Origin of the sequence: Shewanella sp. 10N.286.52.B9, assembly GCF_002873635.1 — a bacterium.
Taxonomy (GTDB): Bacteria; Pseudomonadota; Gammaproteobacteria; order Enterobacterales; family Shewanellaceae; genus Shewanella.
On sequence record NZ_MCTY01000221.1, the window covers coordinates 21,627 to 39,518 of the forward strand.

Annotated in this window: 17 protein-coding genes; 7 read left to right on the top strand and 10 right to left on the bottom strand. The window is 38.8% G+C overall.

From position 1 onward, the window contains the following. Nucleotides 1–37: 37 nt before the first annotated feature. The 5 genes from BCU91_RS20635 (at nt 38) to BCU91_RS18790 (ending at nt 4,225) form a co-directional block, all read left to right on the top strand. Nucleotides 38–580 carry a DUF1295 domain-containing protein gene (locus BCU91_RS20635; RefSeq protein ID WP_241904121.1) on the top strand — a complete coding sequence of 181 codons (543 nt, stop codon included), beginning with the start codon at nt 38–40 and terminating at the stop codon, nt 578–580. A gap of 263 nt (nt 581–843) precedes the next feature. Next, entirely contained in the window at nt 844–1,677 is an 834-nt protein-coding gene (locus BCU91_RS18775; RefSeq protein ID WP_102476795.1) for a MoxR family ATPase, read from the top strand. A gap of 24 nt (nt 1,678–1,701) precedes the next feature. After that, on the top strand, nt 1,702–2,874 hold the full coding sequence (locus BCU91_RS18780; protein ID WP_102532141.1) for a VWA domain-containing protein: 1,173 nt from the start codon (nt 1,702–1,704) through the stop codon (nt 2,872–2,874). Nucleotides 2,875–2,979: 105 nt separating this feature from the next. Beyond that, nucleotides 2,980–3,279 (top strand): hypothetical protein, encoded by a 300-nt coding sequence (locus BCU91_RS18785; RefSeq protein WP_102532142.1) that lies wholly within the window; start codon nt 2,980–2,982, stop codon nt 3,277–3,279. 298 nt (nt 3,280–3,577) lie between these two features. Further along, nucleotides 3,578–4,225, top strand: coding sequence for a DUF4386 family protein (locus tag BCU91_RS18790; RefSeq protein WP_102532143.1), 648 nt, complete (start codon nt 3,578–3,580; stop codon nt 4,223–4,225). 207 nt (nt 4,226–4,432) lie between these two features. On the opposite strand, the gene BCU91_RS18795 is transcribed toward BCU91_RS18790, so the two are convergent. From BCU91_RS18795 to BCU91_RS18835, 9 genes are all read right to left on the bottom strand, one after another. After that, nucleotides 4,433–5,218 (bottom strand): alpha/beta hydrolase, encoded by a 786-nt coding sequence (locus BCU91_RS18795; RefSeq protein ID WP_102520564.1) that lies wholly within the window; start codon nt 5,216–5,218, stop codon nt 4,433–4,435. A gap of 138 nt (nt 5,219–5,356) precedes the next feature. After that, a complete protein-coding gene (locus tag BCU91_RS18800; RefSeq protein WP_102439303.1) occupies nt 5,357–6,211 on the bottom strand; it encodes a crotonase/enoyl-CoA hydratase family protein in 855 nt (284 codons plus the stop codon). 10 nt (nt 6,212–6,221) lie between these two features. Continuing rightward, the gene (locus tag BCU91_RS18805; protein WP_102476800.1) at nt 6,222–6,914 is read right to left on the bottom strand and encodes a crotonase/enoyl-CoA hydratase family protein; all 693 of its coding nucleotides are present in this window, start codon (nt 6,912–6,914) and stop codon (nt 6,222–6,224) included. Nucleotides 6,915–7,017: 103 nt separating this feature from the next. Beyond that, nucleotides 7,018–7,626 carry a glutathione S-transferase gene (locus BCU91_RS18810; RefSeq protein WP_102476801.1) on the bottom strand — a complete coding sequence of 203 codons (609 nt, stop codon included), beginning with the start codon at nt 7,624–7,626 and terminating at the stop codon, nt 7,018–7,020. Nucleotides 7,627–7,663: 37 nt separating this feature from the next. Continuing rightward, on the bottom strand, nt 7,664–8,575 hold the full coding sequence (locus tag BCU91_RS18815; protein WP_102439300.1) for a bile acid:sodium symporter family protein: 912 nt from the start codon (nt 8,573–8,575) through the stop codon (nt 7,664–7,666). A 60-nt stretch (nt 8,576–8,635) separates the two neighbouring features. Then, complete coding sequence (locus BCU91_RS18820; RefSeq protein WP_102532144.1) at nt 8,636–9,766, bottom strand: DUF2855 family protein; 1,131 nt, start codon at nt 9,764–9,766, stop codon at nt 8,636–8,638. Nucleotides 9,767–9,787: 21 nt separating this feature from the next. Beyond that, nucleotides 9,788–10,753, bottom strand: a complete 966-nt coding sequence (locus BCU91_RS18825) for an alpha/beta hydrolase (protein WP_102520563.1) — start codon at nt 10,751–10,753, stop codon at nt 9,788–9,790. A gap of 36 nt (nt 10,754–10,789) precedes the next feature. Next, nucleotides 10,790–11,452, bottom strand: a complete 663-nt coding sequence (locus tag BCU91_RS18830; RefSeq protein ID WP_102439297.1) for a nitroreductase — start codon at nt 11,450–11,452, stop codon at nt 10,790–10,792. 107 nt (nt 11,453–11,559) lie between these two features. Continuing rightward, nucleotides 11,560–14,007, bottom strand: coding sequence for a TonB-dependent receptor (locus tag BCU91_RS18835; protein WP_102532145.1), 2,448 nt, complete (start codon nt 14,005–14,007; stop codon nt 11,560–11,562). Between the two features lie 531 nt (nt 14,008–14,538). Between BCU91_RS18835 and BCU91_RS18840 the strand changes: the two genes are divergently transcribed. Further along, nucleotides 14,539–16,335, top strand: a complete 1,797-nt coding sequence (locus BCU91_RS18840) for an acyl-CoA dehydrogenase C-terminal domain-containing protein (RefSeq protein ID WP_102532146.1) — start codon at nt 14,539–14,541, stop codon at nt 16,333–16,335. 62 nt (nt 16,336–16,397) lie between these two features. Here BCU91_RS18840 and BCU91_RS18845 read toward each other — a convergent pair whose 3' ends face one another. Further along, nucleotides 16,398–17,300, bottom strand: coding sequence for a LysR family transcriptional regulator (locus tag BCU91_RS18845; protein WP_102532147.1), 903 nt, complete (start codon nt 17,298–17,300; stop codon nt 16,398–16,400). Between the two features lie 129 nt (nt 17,301–17,429). Here BCU91_RS18845 and BCU91_RS18850 point away from each other — a divergent pair, with 129 nt between their 5' ends. Next, a complete protein-coding gene (locus BCU91_RS18850; protein WP_102532148.1) occupies nt 17,430–17,882 on the top strand; it encodes a PACE efflux transporter in 453 nt (150 codons plus the stop codon). The last annotated feature ends 10 nt before the right edge of the window (nt 17,883–17,892 follow it).

The following is a 17,892-nucleotide window of genomic DNA, read 5'->3' on the forward strand; positions in this document are numbered from 1 at the left end:
GTACAGGCCGAATGTCCTAGGTTGATATAGGTTGGCCATGGGGCTCACACTCATTGGTATTATGACTTGGTGTTACAGTGACGGCGATTCAACCCGTGTCGCATTAGTCAGTATGGCTTATATTTTTGCTGGTAGCCGAATGAGGTTTGGGGCGTTAAAACTGTGGACATCAGGTCACCTGCAAAAAGAATTGCCACGTTATGAATACCAAAAACGTCGCTGGCAAAAAGCAGGTAAAACTAACGTGGCGTTAGCGCAGCAAATAGAGGCGATAATACAAGGTTTGGCCAATGCATCTTATTTGGCTTTACCTGCATTTATTATTGCAGCCAATACAGACTCACAAATTTCAATATTTGAAATTATCGGCATTATTGTGTGGCTGGCTGCATTTGCGATGGAAACTATTGCCGATATACAAAAGTTAGCTTTTTTGAAAGCGATGAAATCGACAGGGATTAACAATCAAGTTTGTAATGTGGGCTTATGGCGATTTAGTCGTCATCCAAATTATTTTGCTGAATGGATGGTGTGGAATGGATTAGTCATTGCCGCTATTCCATCATGGCTAGCTTTATAGCAACAAGAATCGGTGGTTATATGTGGATTATTAGGTGTAGGTTTACTGATCACCTCCAAAATAATGTACACCACCTTAGTTGTTTATACTGGCGCGGTGCCTTCTGAGTTCTATTCAGTGCAAAAACGCCCTGAATATAAGGCCTACCAACAAACAACTAATATCTTTTCCCTGGACCGAATAAGACACGGTAAATAAAACGCTAACTAAAAATAGCACTAGAACTAAAACTAACAATATAACTATCACCAATAGGTAAAAGCATGTTTAAAAGTACTGACAACTATATTGCGTCAAGTGATCTCACTATGGCTGTGAATGCCGCAATAGCATTAGAAAAACCGTTATTGATTAAGGGCGAGCCGGGTACCGGTAAAACTCAATTAGCGGAAGAGTTAGCTAAATCTTTAAATTGTAAGTTGTATCAGTGGCATATTAAGTCGACCACTAAAGCGCAGCAAGGCTTGTACGAATACGATGCTGTGTCACGCCTAAGAGATAGTCAATTAGGTGATGCACGTGTGCATGATATTTCAAACTATATCGTTAAAGGTAAGTTATGGCAGGCTTTTGAAGAAGAGCAAAGACCCATCTTACTTATTGATGAAATTGATAAAGCTGACATCGAATTTCCCAACGATTTACTGCAAGAATTAGACAAGATGGAGTTTCATGTTTATGAAACTCAGCAAGTGATCAAAGCCAAACAGCGTCCGATTATCATCATTACCTCAAATAATGAAAAAGAACTGCCAGATGCCTTTTTAAGACGCTGCTTTTTCCATTACATTAAATTCCCCACCAAAGTCGAAATGGAAAAAATCATCGATGTGCATCATCCAGATGTGAAACAAGAACTACTCAAGCAAAGCTTAGAAGTATTTTTTGACCTACGAGAAGTGAATGGCATTAAGAAAAAGCCGTCTACTTCTGAACTGATTGATTGGATCAAGCTATTAATATCAGATGATATTTCTCAAGCGAGTCTATTGGATAAAAATTCTGACGTTATTCCGTTATTTGGTGCGCTGCTTAAAAATGAACAAGATGTGTCATTGCTTGAAAAACTCGCTTTTATGAGTCGTAGAAACCGCTAATCGCTAAAGAAAGGTAGTGAAATCATGTTTATTGATTTTTTTCTTACGTTGAAAAAACATAACGTACCTTGCAGTTTGCGGGAGTTATTAGATCTTATTGCCTTATTAAAAAAAGGCGTGGTGTTTGCAAGCGTTGAAGATTTTTATAACTTAGCCAAAATCGTGATGGTGAAAGACGAAATTTACTATGACAAATATGACAACGCTTTTGCGGAATACTTTAAAGGCATAGAAAGCATAGATGTGTTTGATCAAATCTTGCCTGAAGATTGGTTACGTAAAGAATTTGAAAAGCATTTAAGTGATGAAGAAAAGCAACAGCTGAAAGCCTTAGGTGGCCTCGAACAGCTAATGAAGGCATTAAAAGAGCGACTTGAAGAACAGAAAAAACGCCATGCTGGTGGCAATAAATGGATCGGTACCGGTGGAACATCACCTTTTGGTGCTTATGGCTATAATCCTGAAGGCATAAGAGTGGGGCAAGAGGGTAACCGTAATAACAGCGCGGTTAAAGTCTGGGATAAACGTGAGTTTAAAAACTTCGACCAAGACCGAGAGCTAGGTACCCGTAATATCAAGTTAGCATTAAAAAAATTACGTAAATTTGCCCGAACTGGTGCCGGTGAAAAGTTAGATATAAACACCACTATTCGCTCCACTGCTCAAAATGGTGGCTTGTTAGATGTACACATGGAGCCTGAGCGTCACAATGCGGTAAAAGTGCTAATGTTTTTTGATGTTGGCGGCTCAATGGATGATTACATTCAAACCTGTGAAGAGCTTTTTTCAGCCGCCCATACTGAATTCAAACAATTAAAATTTTTCTATTTTCATAATTGTTTATATGACAAAGTATGGCAAGACAACAGCAGACGCTATCAACAAACAATTGACCTTGAAGAAGTCATCAGAACATACGGATCAGATTATAAAGTCATATTTGTCGGCGATGCGACAATGGGGCCTTATGAAATTGTCGCCCGCGGTGGCAGTGTTGAACACTGGAACGAGAAACCTGGCAGTGATTATATGAATCGGCTATTAGGCCACTTCAATAAAGTGACCTGGTTAAATCCACAACCCCAGCAGCATTGGTCTTATCATCAGTCGATATCGATAATTCAGCAGTTAATGGATAACAAAATGTACCCGCTAACGGTAGATGGTATTGGTAGGGCGATTAAGGAACTGAGTTAACTCGCGATATAAAATCGACAAACTACAGCTTCATATTGAGCTAAAATAATTCAAGGAAGAAATAAGTGGCTTTTGTGAGGTATCACAAAAACCGTATTTAAAATTATGATTATAAAAGAGATTAATATCACCCAAAAAGCCATTGAGCTGTTTTTAATCGCCATTGTTGTCAGTGTTTTTCTAAATGACATTATCATTAATGAACATACCTTAGCCGCTAACCATCTTTGGTATTTAGCCTTAGCGGTTATCATATTAAGCCTATATCGGCTAGATATCCGCCCCAGCAAACAAAATAAAATTCACCATCAAGGTTTAAAAAAACAGGTATTTATAGTCTACTGTTTATTGCAATTTACCTTTGTAGTCCACTCGCCACAGCAAGATATGGTCATGTTTTACTGACTACGCTAGGTAAATATGAGCATGTTAACCATGAGTTCATTGTTAAATATGTGAGTACAGCCTATGGCAGTCAATATTGTACTGGCGCTGTTTACATTAAAAGTTACCAATTATTCGGCAATGACCGTATATGCGGGGTACCTAAATCACTTTGGTTTAGGTTAAAAAAAGGTGATACATTAACCGTTAAAGGTAGACAAACTAGCCTAGCGTTTGAATATCAGACCGTACAGTTAATCAACAACACTAGCGGAAGCTAACCGCTGTAACAACAAGGTTTTATGAATAAGGATTAGGTGTGAATAACATACAAAAAATAGCTGGCGTTGCTGCACTTTTTGAAGCTGTTATTTACATATCAGCTTTTATATTTTTTGGTGCGTGTTGGGATTACCCAGTCAGTGCAGGTGATATACAAAAACTTAGTTATCTAATTCATCATCAATCAATTTTATCAATCGTTAATTTTGTTATGTATGTCGCTTTTGGGCTTTTTTTAGCCATATTAGTTATAGCGATCCATCAACGGATGAAAACCAAAGCGCCTCTTTTGTCACAAACGGCTACAGTCTTCGGTATTATTTGGGTTGGCCTTGTCATCGCAAGTGGCATGATTGCAAATGTTGGATTAGCAGCTGTTATCGATTTGTCAGCCCAAAATCCACAGCAAGCAATGACCCTTTTAATGGTTATAAACACAATCGTTGAGGCTTTTGGAGGCGGCAACGAAATTGTCGGCGGCTTATGGGTTCTATTATTGAGTGTTGCAGGGTTAAAAGCGATTGAATTACCGAAATGGTTACACTATTTCGGACTATTAATTGGAACTGTCGGTGTTCTTACAATTTATCCTGCTGAAATCCTCACTGAAATATTTGGCTTAAGCCAAATAGTGTGGTTCTCTTGGCTAGGTATGGCAATGCTTGTAAACCTTAACAGCGAATAGGGCGTTCAAACGGCTGAATGACCATTGCAGTCACTAAGTAAATTACTATGGAGTTAACTTTAAAGATAAATATGCAAAAAGTTTCGCACCTTGTAGTAAATAAAAATAGGCCGCCAGAAGCTAAGACTATTGTTAGTTTTACTTTATAAAATAGCTGACTAATTTAGCTGCTATTAAGTAATAACATTATTAATACCATTAGCGTTGTTACCAGTCTTTGACTATGGCCTTAATCATATTGGCAGTATTTTGTGGTTGCTCTAGGGGGAACATATGACCACCATTGGGCATCATGGAAACTTCAATGTTGTTTAAGTTTGCAAAGCGAGTGAAATACTTAACCGGGAATACGTCAGTTTTTTCGCCATAAATAAGTGCAGCTGGGACCTTAAGTTGGTTTTTATATCTGGCTAAGTTACAAGGTAAATGTCTGAAAATATCGGCTTCAACTTCGGGGGTAAAGCTTAATTCTAAGCGTTTATTGCGCTGGGTTACACCATGGTCAACGTAATCTTTTAAACACCTTGGATCAAAGTTTTTAAATAAATTTTTCTGTGCGAAGTAACCAACTAAGTTAGTGTTTAGCGGCCAATGACGTTGACGGTTTTGTGCCCGGCCTGCAGGAGACCATTTATCAATAAGACGAGTCTTTTTAACAACTTTAAGCACATGACTGAAAGGACCTGTCACCACAGGCGGATCTAACATGATTACACCACGAAACAACTCTGGATGTTGGCATGCTGCAAGAAATGACAGAATGCCACCAAATGAATGACCAATACATATCACTTTTTCATCTTGCTGTTTTAAATAATCAAGCAACTCAGTAACCAAGTGCTGCCAATTAGTGTGTATAGGGTATTTATGATTATGCCCATATTGATCATGAGCAATGGTACTGAACTTTTCATTAAATTCACCGAGAAATGTTTTATAACTTCCTGCAGGAAATCCATTGGCGTGAACGAGGTTAATCAGTGGCTTGGTCATAGTTACTTCATACCATGTTTGATTACTTTTGGTTTAAAATCTTTTTATAAAATCTTGTTATAAAAGCTTTTATAAAAAGGCTATTGTCGATTTAAACACTGTTTGGTTAATTCAATCGAGCAATAGCCCTACAGCGAGTTAGAATATTTTTGAATTATCAATTGGTGTTAGCTCTTGAAACTCTGGTGCTCGTTTTTGCGCTTTGGCAGTAAAAGTTTCCATCATGTCATTTTGCGGTTGGAACATACCACTTTGCCAAGCTGCCATATAATTTAAGCTGTCTGCTACAGAATGATCGCGGCCATAATTTATCATCTCTTTACAGCCTGCTACCGCCAATGGTGAGCGAGCAGCAATTTCAGCTGCTATTGCCATTACGCCTGTTAACATGCTTTGTTGATCTTCAAATACCTGATTAACCAGACCTGCATCTTTGGCTTCATTGGCTGGCATTCTGCGACCGGTATAGGCTAATTCTTTAACTAAACCCATTGAGATTAATTTAGGTAAACGCTGTAATGTGCCTAAATCAGCGGTCATGCCTAATTTAGTTTCTTCAATACTGAAAAAAGCATCACTGGTACAATAACGACAATCAGCAGCGCTGACCATATCAACCGCGCCACCAATACAACCACCTTGAACGGCCATTAATACTGGCATTCTGGCACTTTCTAATACGTTGAAGCACTCTTGTAGCCTTAATACTAAGCGGCGTAATTGCTCATGTTTACGGCCTAATTCAATATTCTTATCATTATTACTTTGGGTAAAAACGGCTAGATCCATTCCTGCACAGAAATGTTTACCTGTTGATGAAATAACAATGACACGAGCAGCAGCTTGATCATTTATCTGTTGAATCACTTTTGGGAATTCATCCCAAAAATCAATATTCATTGAATTAAATTCATCAGGACGATTAAGCTTGATATGAGCAATTTTAGCGTTAACTTCTACAGTCAAACTGTTAAACTTTTCATTGTTATTCATCGTATTAACCTTATAAAATTAACGTGCTTTGGGCATCGATTTCTATCGCGCTATCTAACGCGGCAAGGATTGCGTGACGTTCTTTTAGTTTGGTGCCGTGATGTGATTTCATATCAAGAGATTGCATATGCTTAGCCACTGCATAGGCAGTTGCCATCAGGTGCTCAGGTTCAACAACTTGATCAAGAAAACCTGCTGAAACCGCTGTTTGTGGGGCAAACAGTTCAGCGACTATAACTGAACGAGTAAGATAATTACGTGGGATACGATTTCGCGCAAGCTCAATACCGGCATTGTGCATTGTCATGCCTATAGCGACTTCATTTAAACCAATTTTAAAATCACCCGCACAGCCAATACGGTAGTCACAACTGAGTAATAAAAATGCCCCTTTGGCAATAGCATGACCGGTACATGCCCCAATAATAGGGGTCGGGAACGCCAGCATTCTGCGGGCTAACTTAGAGCCTGCGGTTACCAGTGCTATTGCAGCCTCTGAACTAGACTTCATGGTTTTAAGATCAAAGCCACCTGAAAATATTCCGGCTTGGCCTGTTAAAATAACTACGGCTTGTTGCTGCTCAGCAGCATCTAAAGCGACATTAATTTCTGTAATTATCTCTGGCGAGATAGCATTAACTTTACCATTGTTTAGCGTAATTACATGTATATTGTTGTCGATTTCGACCTTGATAAGTTCCATTTACTACCTTTTTAGTTTTAGTTGTCTGTTTTTATTGTCAATCGTTGGTTGTAATATTGTTGCTGTTAATTACTTTATACAGTATTTACTCTAATAAAAAGTCCTATCCGTGTTTTAACACTAATTGATAGGCCGCTCTTTGTTGAACTTTGCAGAGGTAAGCTTTGATATTGTCTTGTCCCTTGAGTAATTTTAAACTCATGGCTATCTCTAACATTATGGTCATCATGATATCGGCGGCGCTAAAGTCATTGCCAGCAAAGTAACTGTGGCTTGCTAAATATTGGTCAATATAAGCAAAGTCGATTGCTAATTCTTTGGCAATATAACCATCTAGTGGGTAACTACCGGCACGGGGTTCCATTTGCAGTAATAAAGTCGTGATAACGGGTAAAGCCAGTGAGCCTTCGGCAAAATGTAACCATTCAAGGTATTGATAATATTGGCTGCTATTTGTGTCTGGTCTTAAATGCGTTGAATAATCTTGGTTTAAGATATATTCCATAATGGCACCAGACTCACATATGGTTATGTCATCATCAACCATGATGGGGGATTTACCCAGAGGGTGTATGGCATATAACGCCTTCGGTGCGAGGTTAGTGTTTGGATCACGCTGATGTATGACTAACTCATAGGGTAACTTCATCTCTTCAAGTAACCATAAAACGCGTTTAGATCTTGATTTAACTAAATGGTGAACTGTAATCATATGAGTATCTTCCGTGTTGTTAATTTTTTAAAGGGCTTCATTTCGCGATATCTAACTGCACTTTCGGTTTATCGGCGCGATTAAACTTTGAATTAAATATTCTGACGAGTACACCTGCAGTAAATAGCATGGTTAACGTATAAATAGCAGGTGTAAATGACATTTTATAATTGGCCAATAAGGTCAGCGCCATGAACATGGATAAAGTACTATTTTGTAAACCTACTTCGATGGTAATTGAAGTGCGCTGAGCAAGGTTTAAACCAAGCCACTTACTTGAATAGTAGCCCAGCGCCATGGTTGAAATATTGAGCAATATTGAAACTGGCCCTGCAGCGATAAGGGCTGAAACCACAATGTCTTTTTGAATGTATGTCAAAAAGATAATTAATAAGGTTAAAAATAAAATACCAAATTTAGACACATGAACTTGTGTACTGTCAGCTAATTTGGGGGCAAATCGCTTTATTAACATCCCGATGCCAATAGGCAATATTGTCAGCTTCATTAAACTTATCATGGTGGTAATAATCGGTAATGAGAACTCAGTACCTTTACCCATAAAGTGCTCAAGCGATAAGTTAAGTATCACTGGAATGGTAAATACCGTTATGATGCTGGCTATTGCTGTCATCGAAACTGACAGCGCGACATCTCCTTTGGCTAAATGGGTAAACATATTCGAAGTCGTACCACCTGGACATAGTACTAACAGCATGACGCCTACGGCATATTCTGGTTCTAAAGGCATGACACTTGCCAATACAAACCCTATAAGCGGCAAAAGTATGAGTTGATTAACTAAACCGATAGATACAGCTTTAGGGTACTTTACCACTCGCTTAAAATCTTTAGGAATAAGAGAAAGCCCCATTCCCATCATGATTAAAAATATACAAATTGGAATCACTTTTGTGTTTACAAATTTGACTAATTCAATACTTTCCATACGAACCTCAGGTTTAACAGACCTTGCTGCTGGCCAATTTAAATGAATTGATATTATTAATTACCAAGAAACAATTTGGCCCACAGATGCATCGGCTTTACCTGCTAATACTTGTTGGTAAATGGCATCTAATTCAGTAACGTTATGAGTTGTGTTGATGGTTATGTTCACACGGCAAAACTCAATGTAACGCAGTAATGCTAAATTCATCTGGTTCATCATTTCGGTGGCACCATATTCTGCAGCACGTTTTTTAAGCTGGTTTGGTGCAAAAAAGAACTCTGGTTTTGCGCCCGGCAAGCTAGCAACGTTAAAACCATCCGAGATATCAATATCTTGGTGATGAGTTGCCCCTATTCGACACGAATAACGCAGTGAGTCTGCAAAGTGGTAATGTATTGCTGAAAGTGTTGATTGACCGCCAGCCATATCAACTAAAATTGATGTGACACCGCTGTCGAGTGACGCTATTTGTTGGTAGCTGACAACTTGATCATAACAAGCTAATGACTCAACAAATTTACGATTACATTCAGAGGTGATACCAATAGCAGGGCGTTCGCCTCTGTCTTTAATTGAGAAGGCCAGGGCAATGCTGGTTTTACTTGATGCACTGGTGATGAGGTATTGAGCTGCGTCAAAGTAATTATTATCAAACATAAAGTCATCAACTAACCATGAAGTGGTAAATAAACCTCGAAGTAAAATATCAAATTCTTCGTTATTTATCTGATAATAAGGATTAGTATTAACCCGATCAAAGCGACTGTAAACAGGTGAAAGACCTTCTCGGCATGGATTTATATCAGAAAATCCCGTTGTAGCGATATTGCCAGCAATAACGGTTAAATGAGTCGCCATTGGCATAAATCCCCAAAGCCTTTCTCCCACTTTAATATGTTGGCAATTTGAAGCAATAACATCTGCATAGCCCATTACTGGGAGTCGCCCCCATTGGGCTTGCTCAGTGCTATTTGCCGTTGGGAAAAATCGCCAATAACCTAAAGCATCTCCGGTGACGCCGTAACTAATGTTGTTTGCTGTAAGAGCAAATTTATCTACTTTCAGCAGTAATTCATTTTCAGCTAAAGGCTGTTCAATATTAAGTGGTACTACTCGGGTTTGGATTAAATTTGATTTTGAAACTTCAAAAACAAATGCACTGTGGGTTAACGTTTGTGATTGGGTCATAACAAGCCTTTATTTTTGTGATTATGTATTAATAAAATGATTCATGACGTGGTTTATCTCTGCAGGTCTTTCGTGTTGTAACCAGTGACTGCAATTTTTGAAACGCACTATGGTGCAATCCGGAACGTATTGGTTAATATCGGTAAGATTCTCATTAACAAAGGCTTGGTCTCGTTCACCCCATAAAATAAGCGTTGGAAGGTTAATACGTATATTGGGTATTTTTATTGTCGCGATGTCTTTAATTGGACTCAATTGACCCGAGTCTTCACTTTTTGACGAGCAGTTATTTTGTTGTTTTAGCGCTGAATGATTAGTGTTTTCTTTTGCCGCTAATTGCGGCATTGCACGGTAATATTGCAGCATGCCATTAATGCCGCCTTGTTGACTCCAAACCTGACGGTACTCAGCTTTGGTTTTATTACTAAATGTACTTTTATAAGCACTTACCATGATGTTCTCAGCTAGGTATTGATAGTTATTTTGCTGTAATAAATGCTCTGCATTTTGACTAATTAAGTCATGAATATAGGTACTCTTTTGGCGTTGTAGTGGGTTGTTAACCATTTCTCGGGTGAAGGTACTTGGATGCGCGGCATTCAAAATAATCAGTTTACATATTAGTTGTGGATGAAAGGCTGCAAGGGGCCAAGCGATGGCGCCGCCCCAATCATGGGCAACTAAAATCACTGCGCTATTTGGGCTAATGTGTTTAATAAACTTTGAAAAGAAAGCGATTAAATTGGGGACAGAGTAAAAATCAACTTCAGTAGGTTTATCACTTAAGTTGTACCCAGGTAAATCAGGCGCTATAACCCGATAATTTTCAGCGAAATAACTTAATTGCTTACGCCAAACGCCCCAATATTCAGGAAAACCATGAAGGAAAATGATCGTTGGCTTTGCTTCTGTGCCTGATACAAGATTCGATTCAACATAGTGAATGTTGGTCTGATCTATTAACGCAAACTTATGCTCCAACTGCATGTTGATTCTCTTTTAATGTCATATATAAAAAGGCATTTATTCGAAAAAACTGACTGCATTATCGATTAACTCTCTGTCTGTTCTGGTTTTATTTACAGGATTAGTGTCATCAGCAAAGCCAAAAGACATGCCAAATAAGATGCCGCGTTCCTCAGGTAGGTTTAATGCTTCTCGCACAGGATCAGGAAATTGACCTAAGGCACCTTGCATACAATTTGATATGCCATGCTGAGCAAGAACTAATGAAAGTGTTTGCGCGTAAATACCTAAATCTACTGCACCCATAATGTCTAAATATTTATCCATGGTAAAAAATACCGCATGGGGAGCATCAAAGAATTGCCAGTTACGCAGCATTGCCATTTGACGCGCTTTCTTATCTTCTCTGGCTATGCCTAATTCGGTGTAAAGCGCATTTGCTGATCCAAACTGACGCTCGCGGTGTACGCCACTGTATTGTGCCGTCCAGTTAAAGTCTGGGTTTGGCTTGGCGCCGCTCATTAATAATTCCATGAATTGATGTTGTAATTTGTGTTTTGTTTTTCCCGACACCACACAGGCTTGCCAAGGTTGAACATTACAATTGGAAGGGGATAATTGCACCGTTTCAAAAATGTGTTTTAAGGTTTCTTGTGGTACAGGCTTATTCAAAAACGCACGTGCTGAATAGCGTTGTTTTAAAATTGTTTCAATAGGCATTTGCTTACTCTTTACTTAGTATAAAAATGTAGAGTGTTATTAATTGCGTTAAAGGTTAAAGCCAACAGCGACAATGTAAGTCATTGTCACTATTGGCTTTCTCTTAACTAAAACTCATAGGAAATGTTAGCACCGAAAGTACGAGGTTGATTTGGGTAGCCATTAAAACTACCTGCTTGAATCGGAGGCGGGAATGCTGACAATAAGTATTCGTCGTTGGTTAAATTACGTACCCAAAGCTGTAGATTGATACCATTGCCAAAGGCTAATCCGGTGCTGGCATTAACGGTATTAACTTCGCGAGTTAATGAATCAGGCACGTTTTCAGCTAATTTAGTGTCACTTTCATATAAGTAATCAACTCTAGCGTAGCCATATATGTCCTCACCGATTTCATAATTATAAGCAAGTCCTGCTGTCAGGCTTAAATCAGAGATACCAGCTGGTTTTTCACCGGATAAATCCACAGGCCCGTCTAGACCTGATGCGCCAACAAAGGAATCATAAACAGGGTCAAGGTAAGTCCCAGCAAAGGTGATTGACCAATCACTGTTTAAATTATATTTGGAGTCAAATTCAATCCCTTGAGTACTTTGCTTACCTGCATTAGCTAGCACAAATCCAGTACCGATAAAGATAGATGATTGAAATCCTTCAATAGTTTGATCAAAAAATGTGGCATTAAAAGCGCCATTTTCAAAACGTGTTTTAATACCAAGCTCGTAAACGGTAGCTTCTTCAGGAGAGGCATAACGTCCGCCATAAGCTTGGTTAGGTTGTGAAATACCGGCAGTTTCTAATGCCTCTTGATCTGATGCAAAAGGGCTACTATAACGGGACAAATTCCATGACGTCGCTTTAAAGCCTGTTGCAGCTGTGGCAAATATATTGACGTTATTGTTGATTTCGTAGGCTAGGCGAAATGACCAGGTGGTTTTGCTGTCATCTGTTTTATGGTTTTCTACCACGTTAGGTAATTCCATCATTGGCGGTAAAAATTGTAAGCCTTTCAATACTGGAACTGCAGGAGCTAGTTGGGGGATCGAACCAATGGGCACACCAAACAAGGTAAGATCATTATCTAAATCAATTGCAGAAAATACATCAGTATTAGTTTGTTCTATGGTGATGTCTTTTTGGTCATTAATATAACTGACACCAAAAATAGCCGTTAGCTGTTCAGTGATATGGTAATCAAAGCTTGCGAACAGAGAATAGGCATCATTTTTTTGTTCAAACTCTGAGTTAACGGCTGAGGTGTTTGAAAAAAATGTTCCTGGTTCAAGACCATATACTCCTTCAACACCTGCTAATAACCCTGGGGCACCGCCTGCAGCGGTTAATACATCAAAGTAGTTTCGAATATCATTACCGTAATATAAAGTATCGCCAGTAATCACTTCTTCATGGAACAGATAGGCACCGACCATCCATTCAAAGTCTCGCTCGCCTGTTGAAGTTAAGCGCAACTCTTGAGTGACGGTTTCTATTTCAGTGTGACCACCTTCAGTGAGAATATCTAAAGACGTGTAATCAACATCATTCTTAAATCCTGAATCATTACTGCGATAAGCACTGATTGACGTTAATGCAAAACCATCAAAATCAACGTCAATTTGTAGTGAGGCACCGCCATCTTCGACATTATTGTCAGGATTTGAATTAAGTGCAGATTGATAAGAAAATGAATCATTTTCGTCGATAACAATGCCACCTAATGCGCGAACGGCAGCAGTAGTAGGTCCATTAATTGAATCTTCAACAGCGCAGCAGGCCTCTTGAATTTCACTATAGTCGGCTATTAAGCGAAATTTAACATCTTCAGTGGGTTCATATAAAGCTTGCCCTCTAATGTTCCAACGGTCGCGGTCATTAACATCTGACAGACCAACAATACTTTCAGCATAACCATCGCGAGCGTTATAACCGCCCGATAAACTCACGGCAAACGTATCAGAGATCCCGTTAGTTATATAGCCTTTAACTATTTGCTGATTGTAATTGCCATAGCCTAATTCAATCATGCCTTCTAAATCATATGAAGGTTCCATGGTGGTTACGCTGATCACACCAGCAGATGCATTTTTACCAAATAAGGTACTTTGGGGGCCACTGAGCACTTCTATTTGTTGAACTCTCGGTAAGTCACCTATTTGCGCCGCTGCGCGGGAGCGGTAGACACCATCAATGAACACACCAACCGATGGCTCAATCCCGGTATTATTGGTGCCATTACCAAATCCACGAATTGAGAAGTTAGTATTGGTAGAGCGCTGTAATGGCGTAACCCGTAAAGTGGGCACCAATGTTTGTAGATCGTTCATATCAAGCGTATTTGACTGTTTAATTGCAGCGCCGTCCACTACGGTTACCGCCACTGGTGACTCTTGCAGGCTTTTAACACGTTTAGAGGCTGTGACATAGATGACTTCGATATCATCTTTTTCTTCTGAGTTGGTGTTTACTTCTTCAGCAATAGCCGATGAATTAAGTACCCCACAAACTGCTAATGCTGTTAAAGAGTGCTTAAAGATTTGTAATTTTTTTACATTCATATTTATCCCCAATAATGACTAATAGTTATTAAGTAACCTTGTCAACAAACTGATTTACTTAAGTTATTTGTGGCACTTAAGTGCTCTATTAATAACCTGTAAACATCTAGTTTTTATTTGCGTTATTCAATAACTGCAAGGGAATAAATTAGAAGCTAACCTAAGCTTCTGAATATAACTAACTACCACTTTTATGAACGTTTAAACGCTAAATCATGCTATGTGGAGTTTCTGTATTTAACCAATCAATTGTTTTAATAGATTACTATTCATGTAAGGAATACAGGCAGGGCTCAGTCTATGTATAAGGTATGGGAATTACATTGAGGAACAAATACCCACTGTCTCGATTAACTAAATAGCATAAATCAATACCATATTATTTTTACTAATAGATCGTCATAAGTATTATGCATTTGGATAATAGCTTTAGTTAACTTAGCATCGAATATTCGGAAATGTTATTTGTGTGAATTATCATCCAAATAGTCAGTTACCACCTTAAATAAAATAATTATTTGGAGAATGACAATGCCTGACTACAAAGCGCCCATACGCGATTTTAAATTTGTGATGCAAGAGTTACTTGGCTGTGAAAGCCATTACCAAGGTCTTGGTTATGAAGATGCAAGTATAGATATGATTGATGCCATCATTGCTGAGGCGGCTAAATTAACTGAACAAGTCGTGGCACCATTAAACCAAATTGGCGACCAACAAGGTTGTACTTGGACTGACGGAAACGTCACAACTCCTGATGGCTTTAAAGATGCCTATAAACAGTATGTAGAAGGTGGATGGCCAACGTTATCGCAATCACCTGAATTTGGTGGGCAAGGCTTACCGCACTCATTAAATATGAACATTGCCGAGATGTTTTCTAGTGCGAATCATAGTTTTGCCATGTATCCAGGCTTAAGTCATGGCGCTTTGGCGACGATTGAAGCCCACGGCAGTGAAACCCAAAAGCAGCAGTTTATGCCAAAACTTGTTGAAGGAACATGGACTGGCACCATGTGCTTAACTGAACCACATTGTGGCACTGATTTAGGCATGTTGCGCACCAAAGCTGAGCTTAACGAAGATGGAACCTATTCGTTGTCAGGGACAAAAATCTTTATCTCTGCAGGTGAACATGATTTATCAGATAATATTGTTCATATTGTTATTGCGCGTATACCTGGCGCACCAGAAGGTAATAAGGGCATTTCGTTATTTATCGTACCTAAGTTTAATGTAAACGAAGATGGCAGTATTTCAGATCGTAATGGCGTGAGCTGCGGTTCTATCGAACATAAAATGGGTATCAATGGTAATGCCACCTGCGTGATTAATTTCGATGCTGCTACTGGCCACTTAATTGGCGAACCAAACCGTGGCCTTAAGTGCATGTTTACCTTTATGAATGCAGCCAGAATAGGTGTTGCAAGCGAAGGGGTTGCTGCTGCAGAAGCTTCATTTCAAGGTGCTTTAGCCTATGCCAAAGACCGTCTACAAATGCGATCAATTAGCGGAGTGAAAAATCCACAAGGACCAGCTGATCCTATTATTGTGCATCCAGATGTACGAAGAATGCTATTAACTCAAAAATCAATTGCTGAAGGTGGTCGCGCTTTATTATCTTATTTAGCCCAACTAGTTGATATTGTCCATGCAGAAAAAAATGAAGCAGTAAAAGCTGAAACTGAAACTAAATTGGCTTTATTAACCCCAATTGCAAAAGCATTTTTGTCTGAACTTGGTTTTGAAGCGACCAGTCATGGAGTACAAATATTTGGTGGTCATGGATTTATAAAAGAGTGGGGCATGGAGCAACTCATGCGAGACACTAAAATTTGCTGTTTATATGAAGGTACAACCGGTATTCAAGCACTGGATTTATTAGCGCGAAAAATAATAGGTACCCAAGGTGAAATATTAAAACCATTTTCAAAAGATGTGACGCTATTTTGCCAACAAAATATGGACGATCAAGCTATGGCTGAGTTTATCCAACCCATCATGGCATACGCTAAAGAGTGGCATGAACTTACTGTTACTATTGGTGCTAAAGCAACAAAGAACCCTGATGAAATAGGCGGGGCTTCAGTAGATTACTTGATGTTTGCTGGCTACGTTACATTAGCCTTTTTCTGGGCAAGAATGGCAAAAGTGGCTCAAGAAAAGTTAAAGGCTGATACATCTGAAAAAGCATTTTACCAAGCGAAAATAAAAACCGCACAGTTCTTTATCCAATGTATGTTGCCAAGAGCTAAAGGTCATGCCGCCTGTATTCAGAACGGTGTAGATTCGATGATGGCATTAGATAGCAAAGATTTTGTTTTCTAAACTTTGAGACCTTATTCATATAACCCGCAAAGTAGGTTTTGCGGGTTATGTGTTTTACAAGGCTAATCAGCCATTTCCCAATGAGCATCCTCAAAACTAAGTTGCTGCAATAAAGCAATTAAACTGCTTAGTACTGGCCCTGATTGATGTTGCCGAGAAACTAAGCAACCAACAGGCGTTATCCAGCCTTTGTATTCATGTGCTACTGGTAAACAAACAATATCATCTGATTGAATTTGTTTAACTAATAATGCTGGCACATTTGCCCAACCAACGCCTTGCTGCACTAGTTCAATTAATGTTTGGTGTGTATTGGCATACCAAAGCATTGAGCTAATACCATAACTAAACCACAGTTCATTTTGTTTAAAACTACGATGCACACATTGACGATAGCGCTTTAAATCGGCTCCTTGAACAATATCAAGATTAGCCAAGTGGTGATCTTTTGATGAAATGGTAAAAAACCTCGCTTGACCCAACAGGAAAAAATCCATATCAACTTTTAGTTCACCATCAGCATATATGATACCTACTTGCACTTTCCCTATTCGAATCCATTCTTCTATATCAAATGAAGAGGCAGTGATAATTTCGACATTTGTAATAGGGAATTTGTCGGCCAATGAGGCTAAAACGGATAACAGTTTACGGTCAACAAGACTTTCATCTATCGCTATCACTAACTCGTGTTCATCCTTGTTCGTCAAGGACTCCACTTTTTGATCAAAATACTGCTGTTGATGCAATATTGATTGGGCTACAGGTAGTAAAGCTGCACCGTTTGCCGTTAATACAGGGATGTTTTTTTCACGGTTAAACAACTCTTGGTTAACCGATATTTCCAGGTTAGCAATAGCCTGACTTACGCCAGATTGTGCTCTTTTTAATTTTCGCGCGGCCGCGGAAAAGGAACCCGTTTCACACACAGTCACAAAGACTTTTAATTGCTCAAAACTATACATAATCTGACCACGAATAAATTAATTACCACACGGTATCACGAAAGCTGATGGCTGTTAACTTTGTTTAGCGGTTTTAAAAGTCATAATAGCGACTTGTTTAATTCAGTAATGCTTGTTGGAGCGATAGTTATGGGGACATTAGAAAGGGTTTTTCACTCGGTTTTGTTTGAAGTTTTAGCAGTATCAATGTCAATTGCAGGATTGGCTTTATTTACAGATCATGAGGTTAGTTCATTATCAGGAACTATGATAACAATCGCTTCAATTGCCATGGTTTGGAACTATATTTTTAATATGGCATTTGACCGAATAGTTAAGGGTGAAAAAGAAAAAAGAACCTTTTCAACACGTATTATTCATGTTGGTTTGTTTGAAGCTGGGTTATTATTCTTCACGATTCCAGTGATGGCTTATATCCTCAAGATCAGCTTATGGGATGCTTTTATTCTTGATTTAGGGGTTACCATTTTTATTACCATTTATGCATTTGTTTTCAACTTAAGTTACGATCATTTGAGAGCATTTTACTTAAAAAATAAAGTAGCTAAAAAGGCATCGTTAGCTCATTCTATATCTTCATAAAGTATGAAAT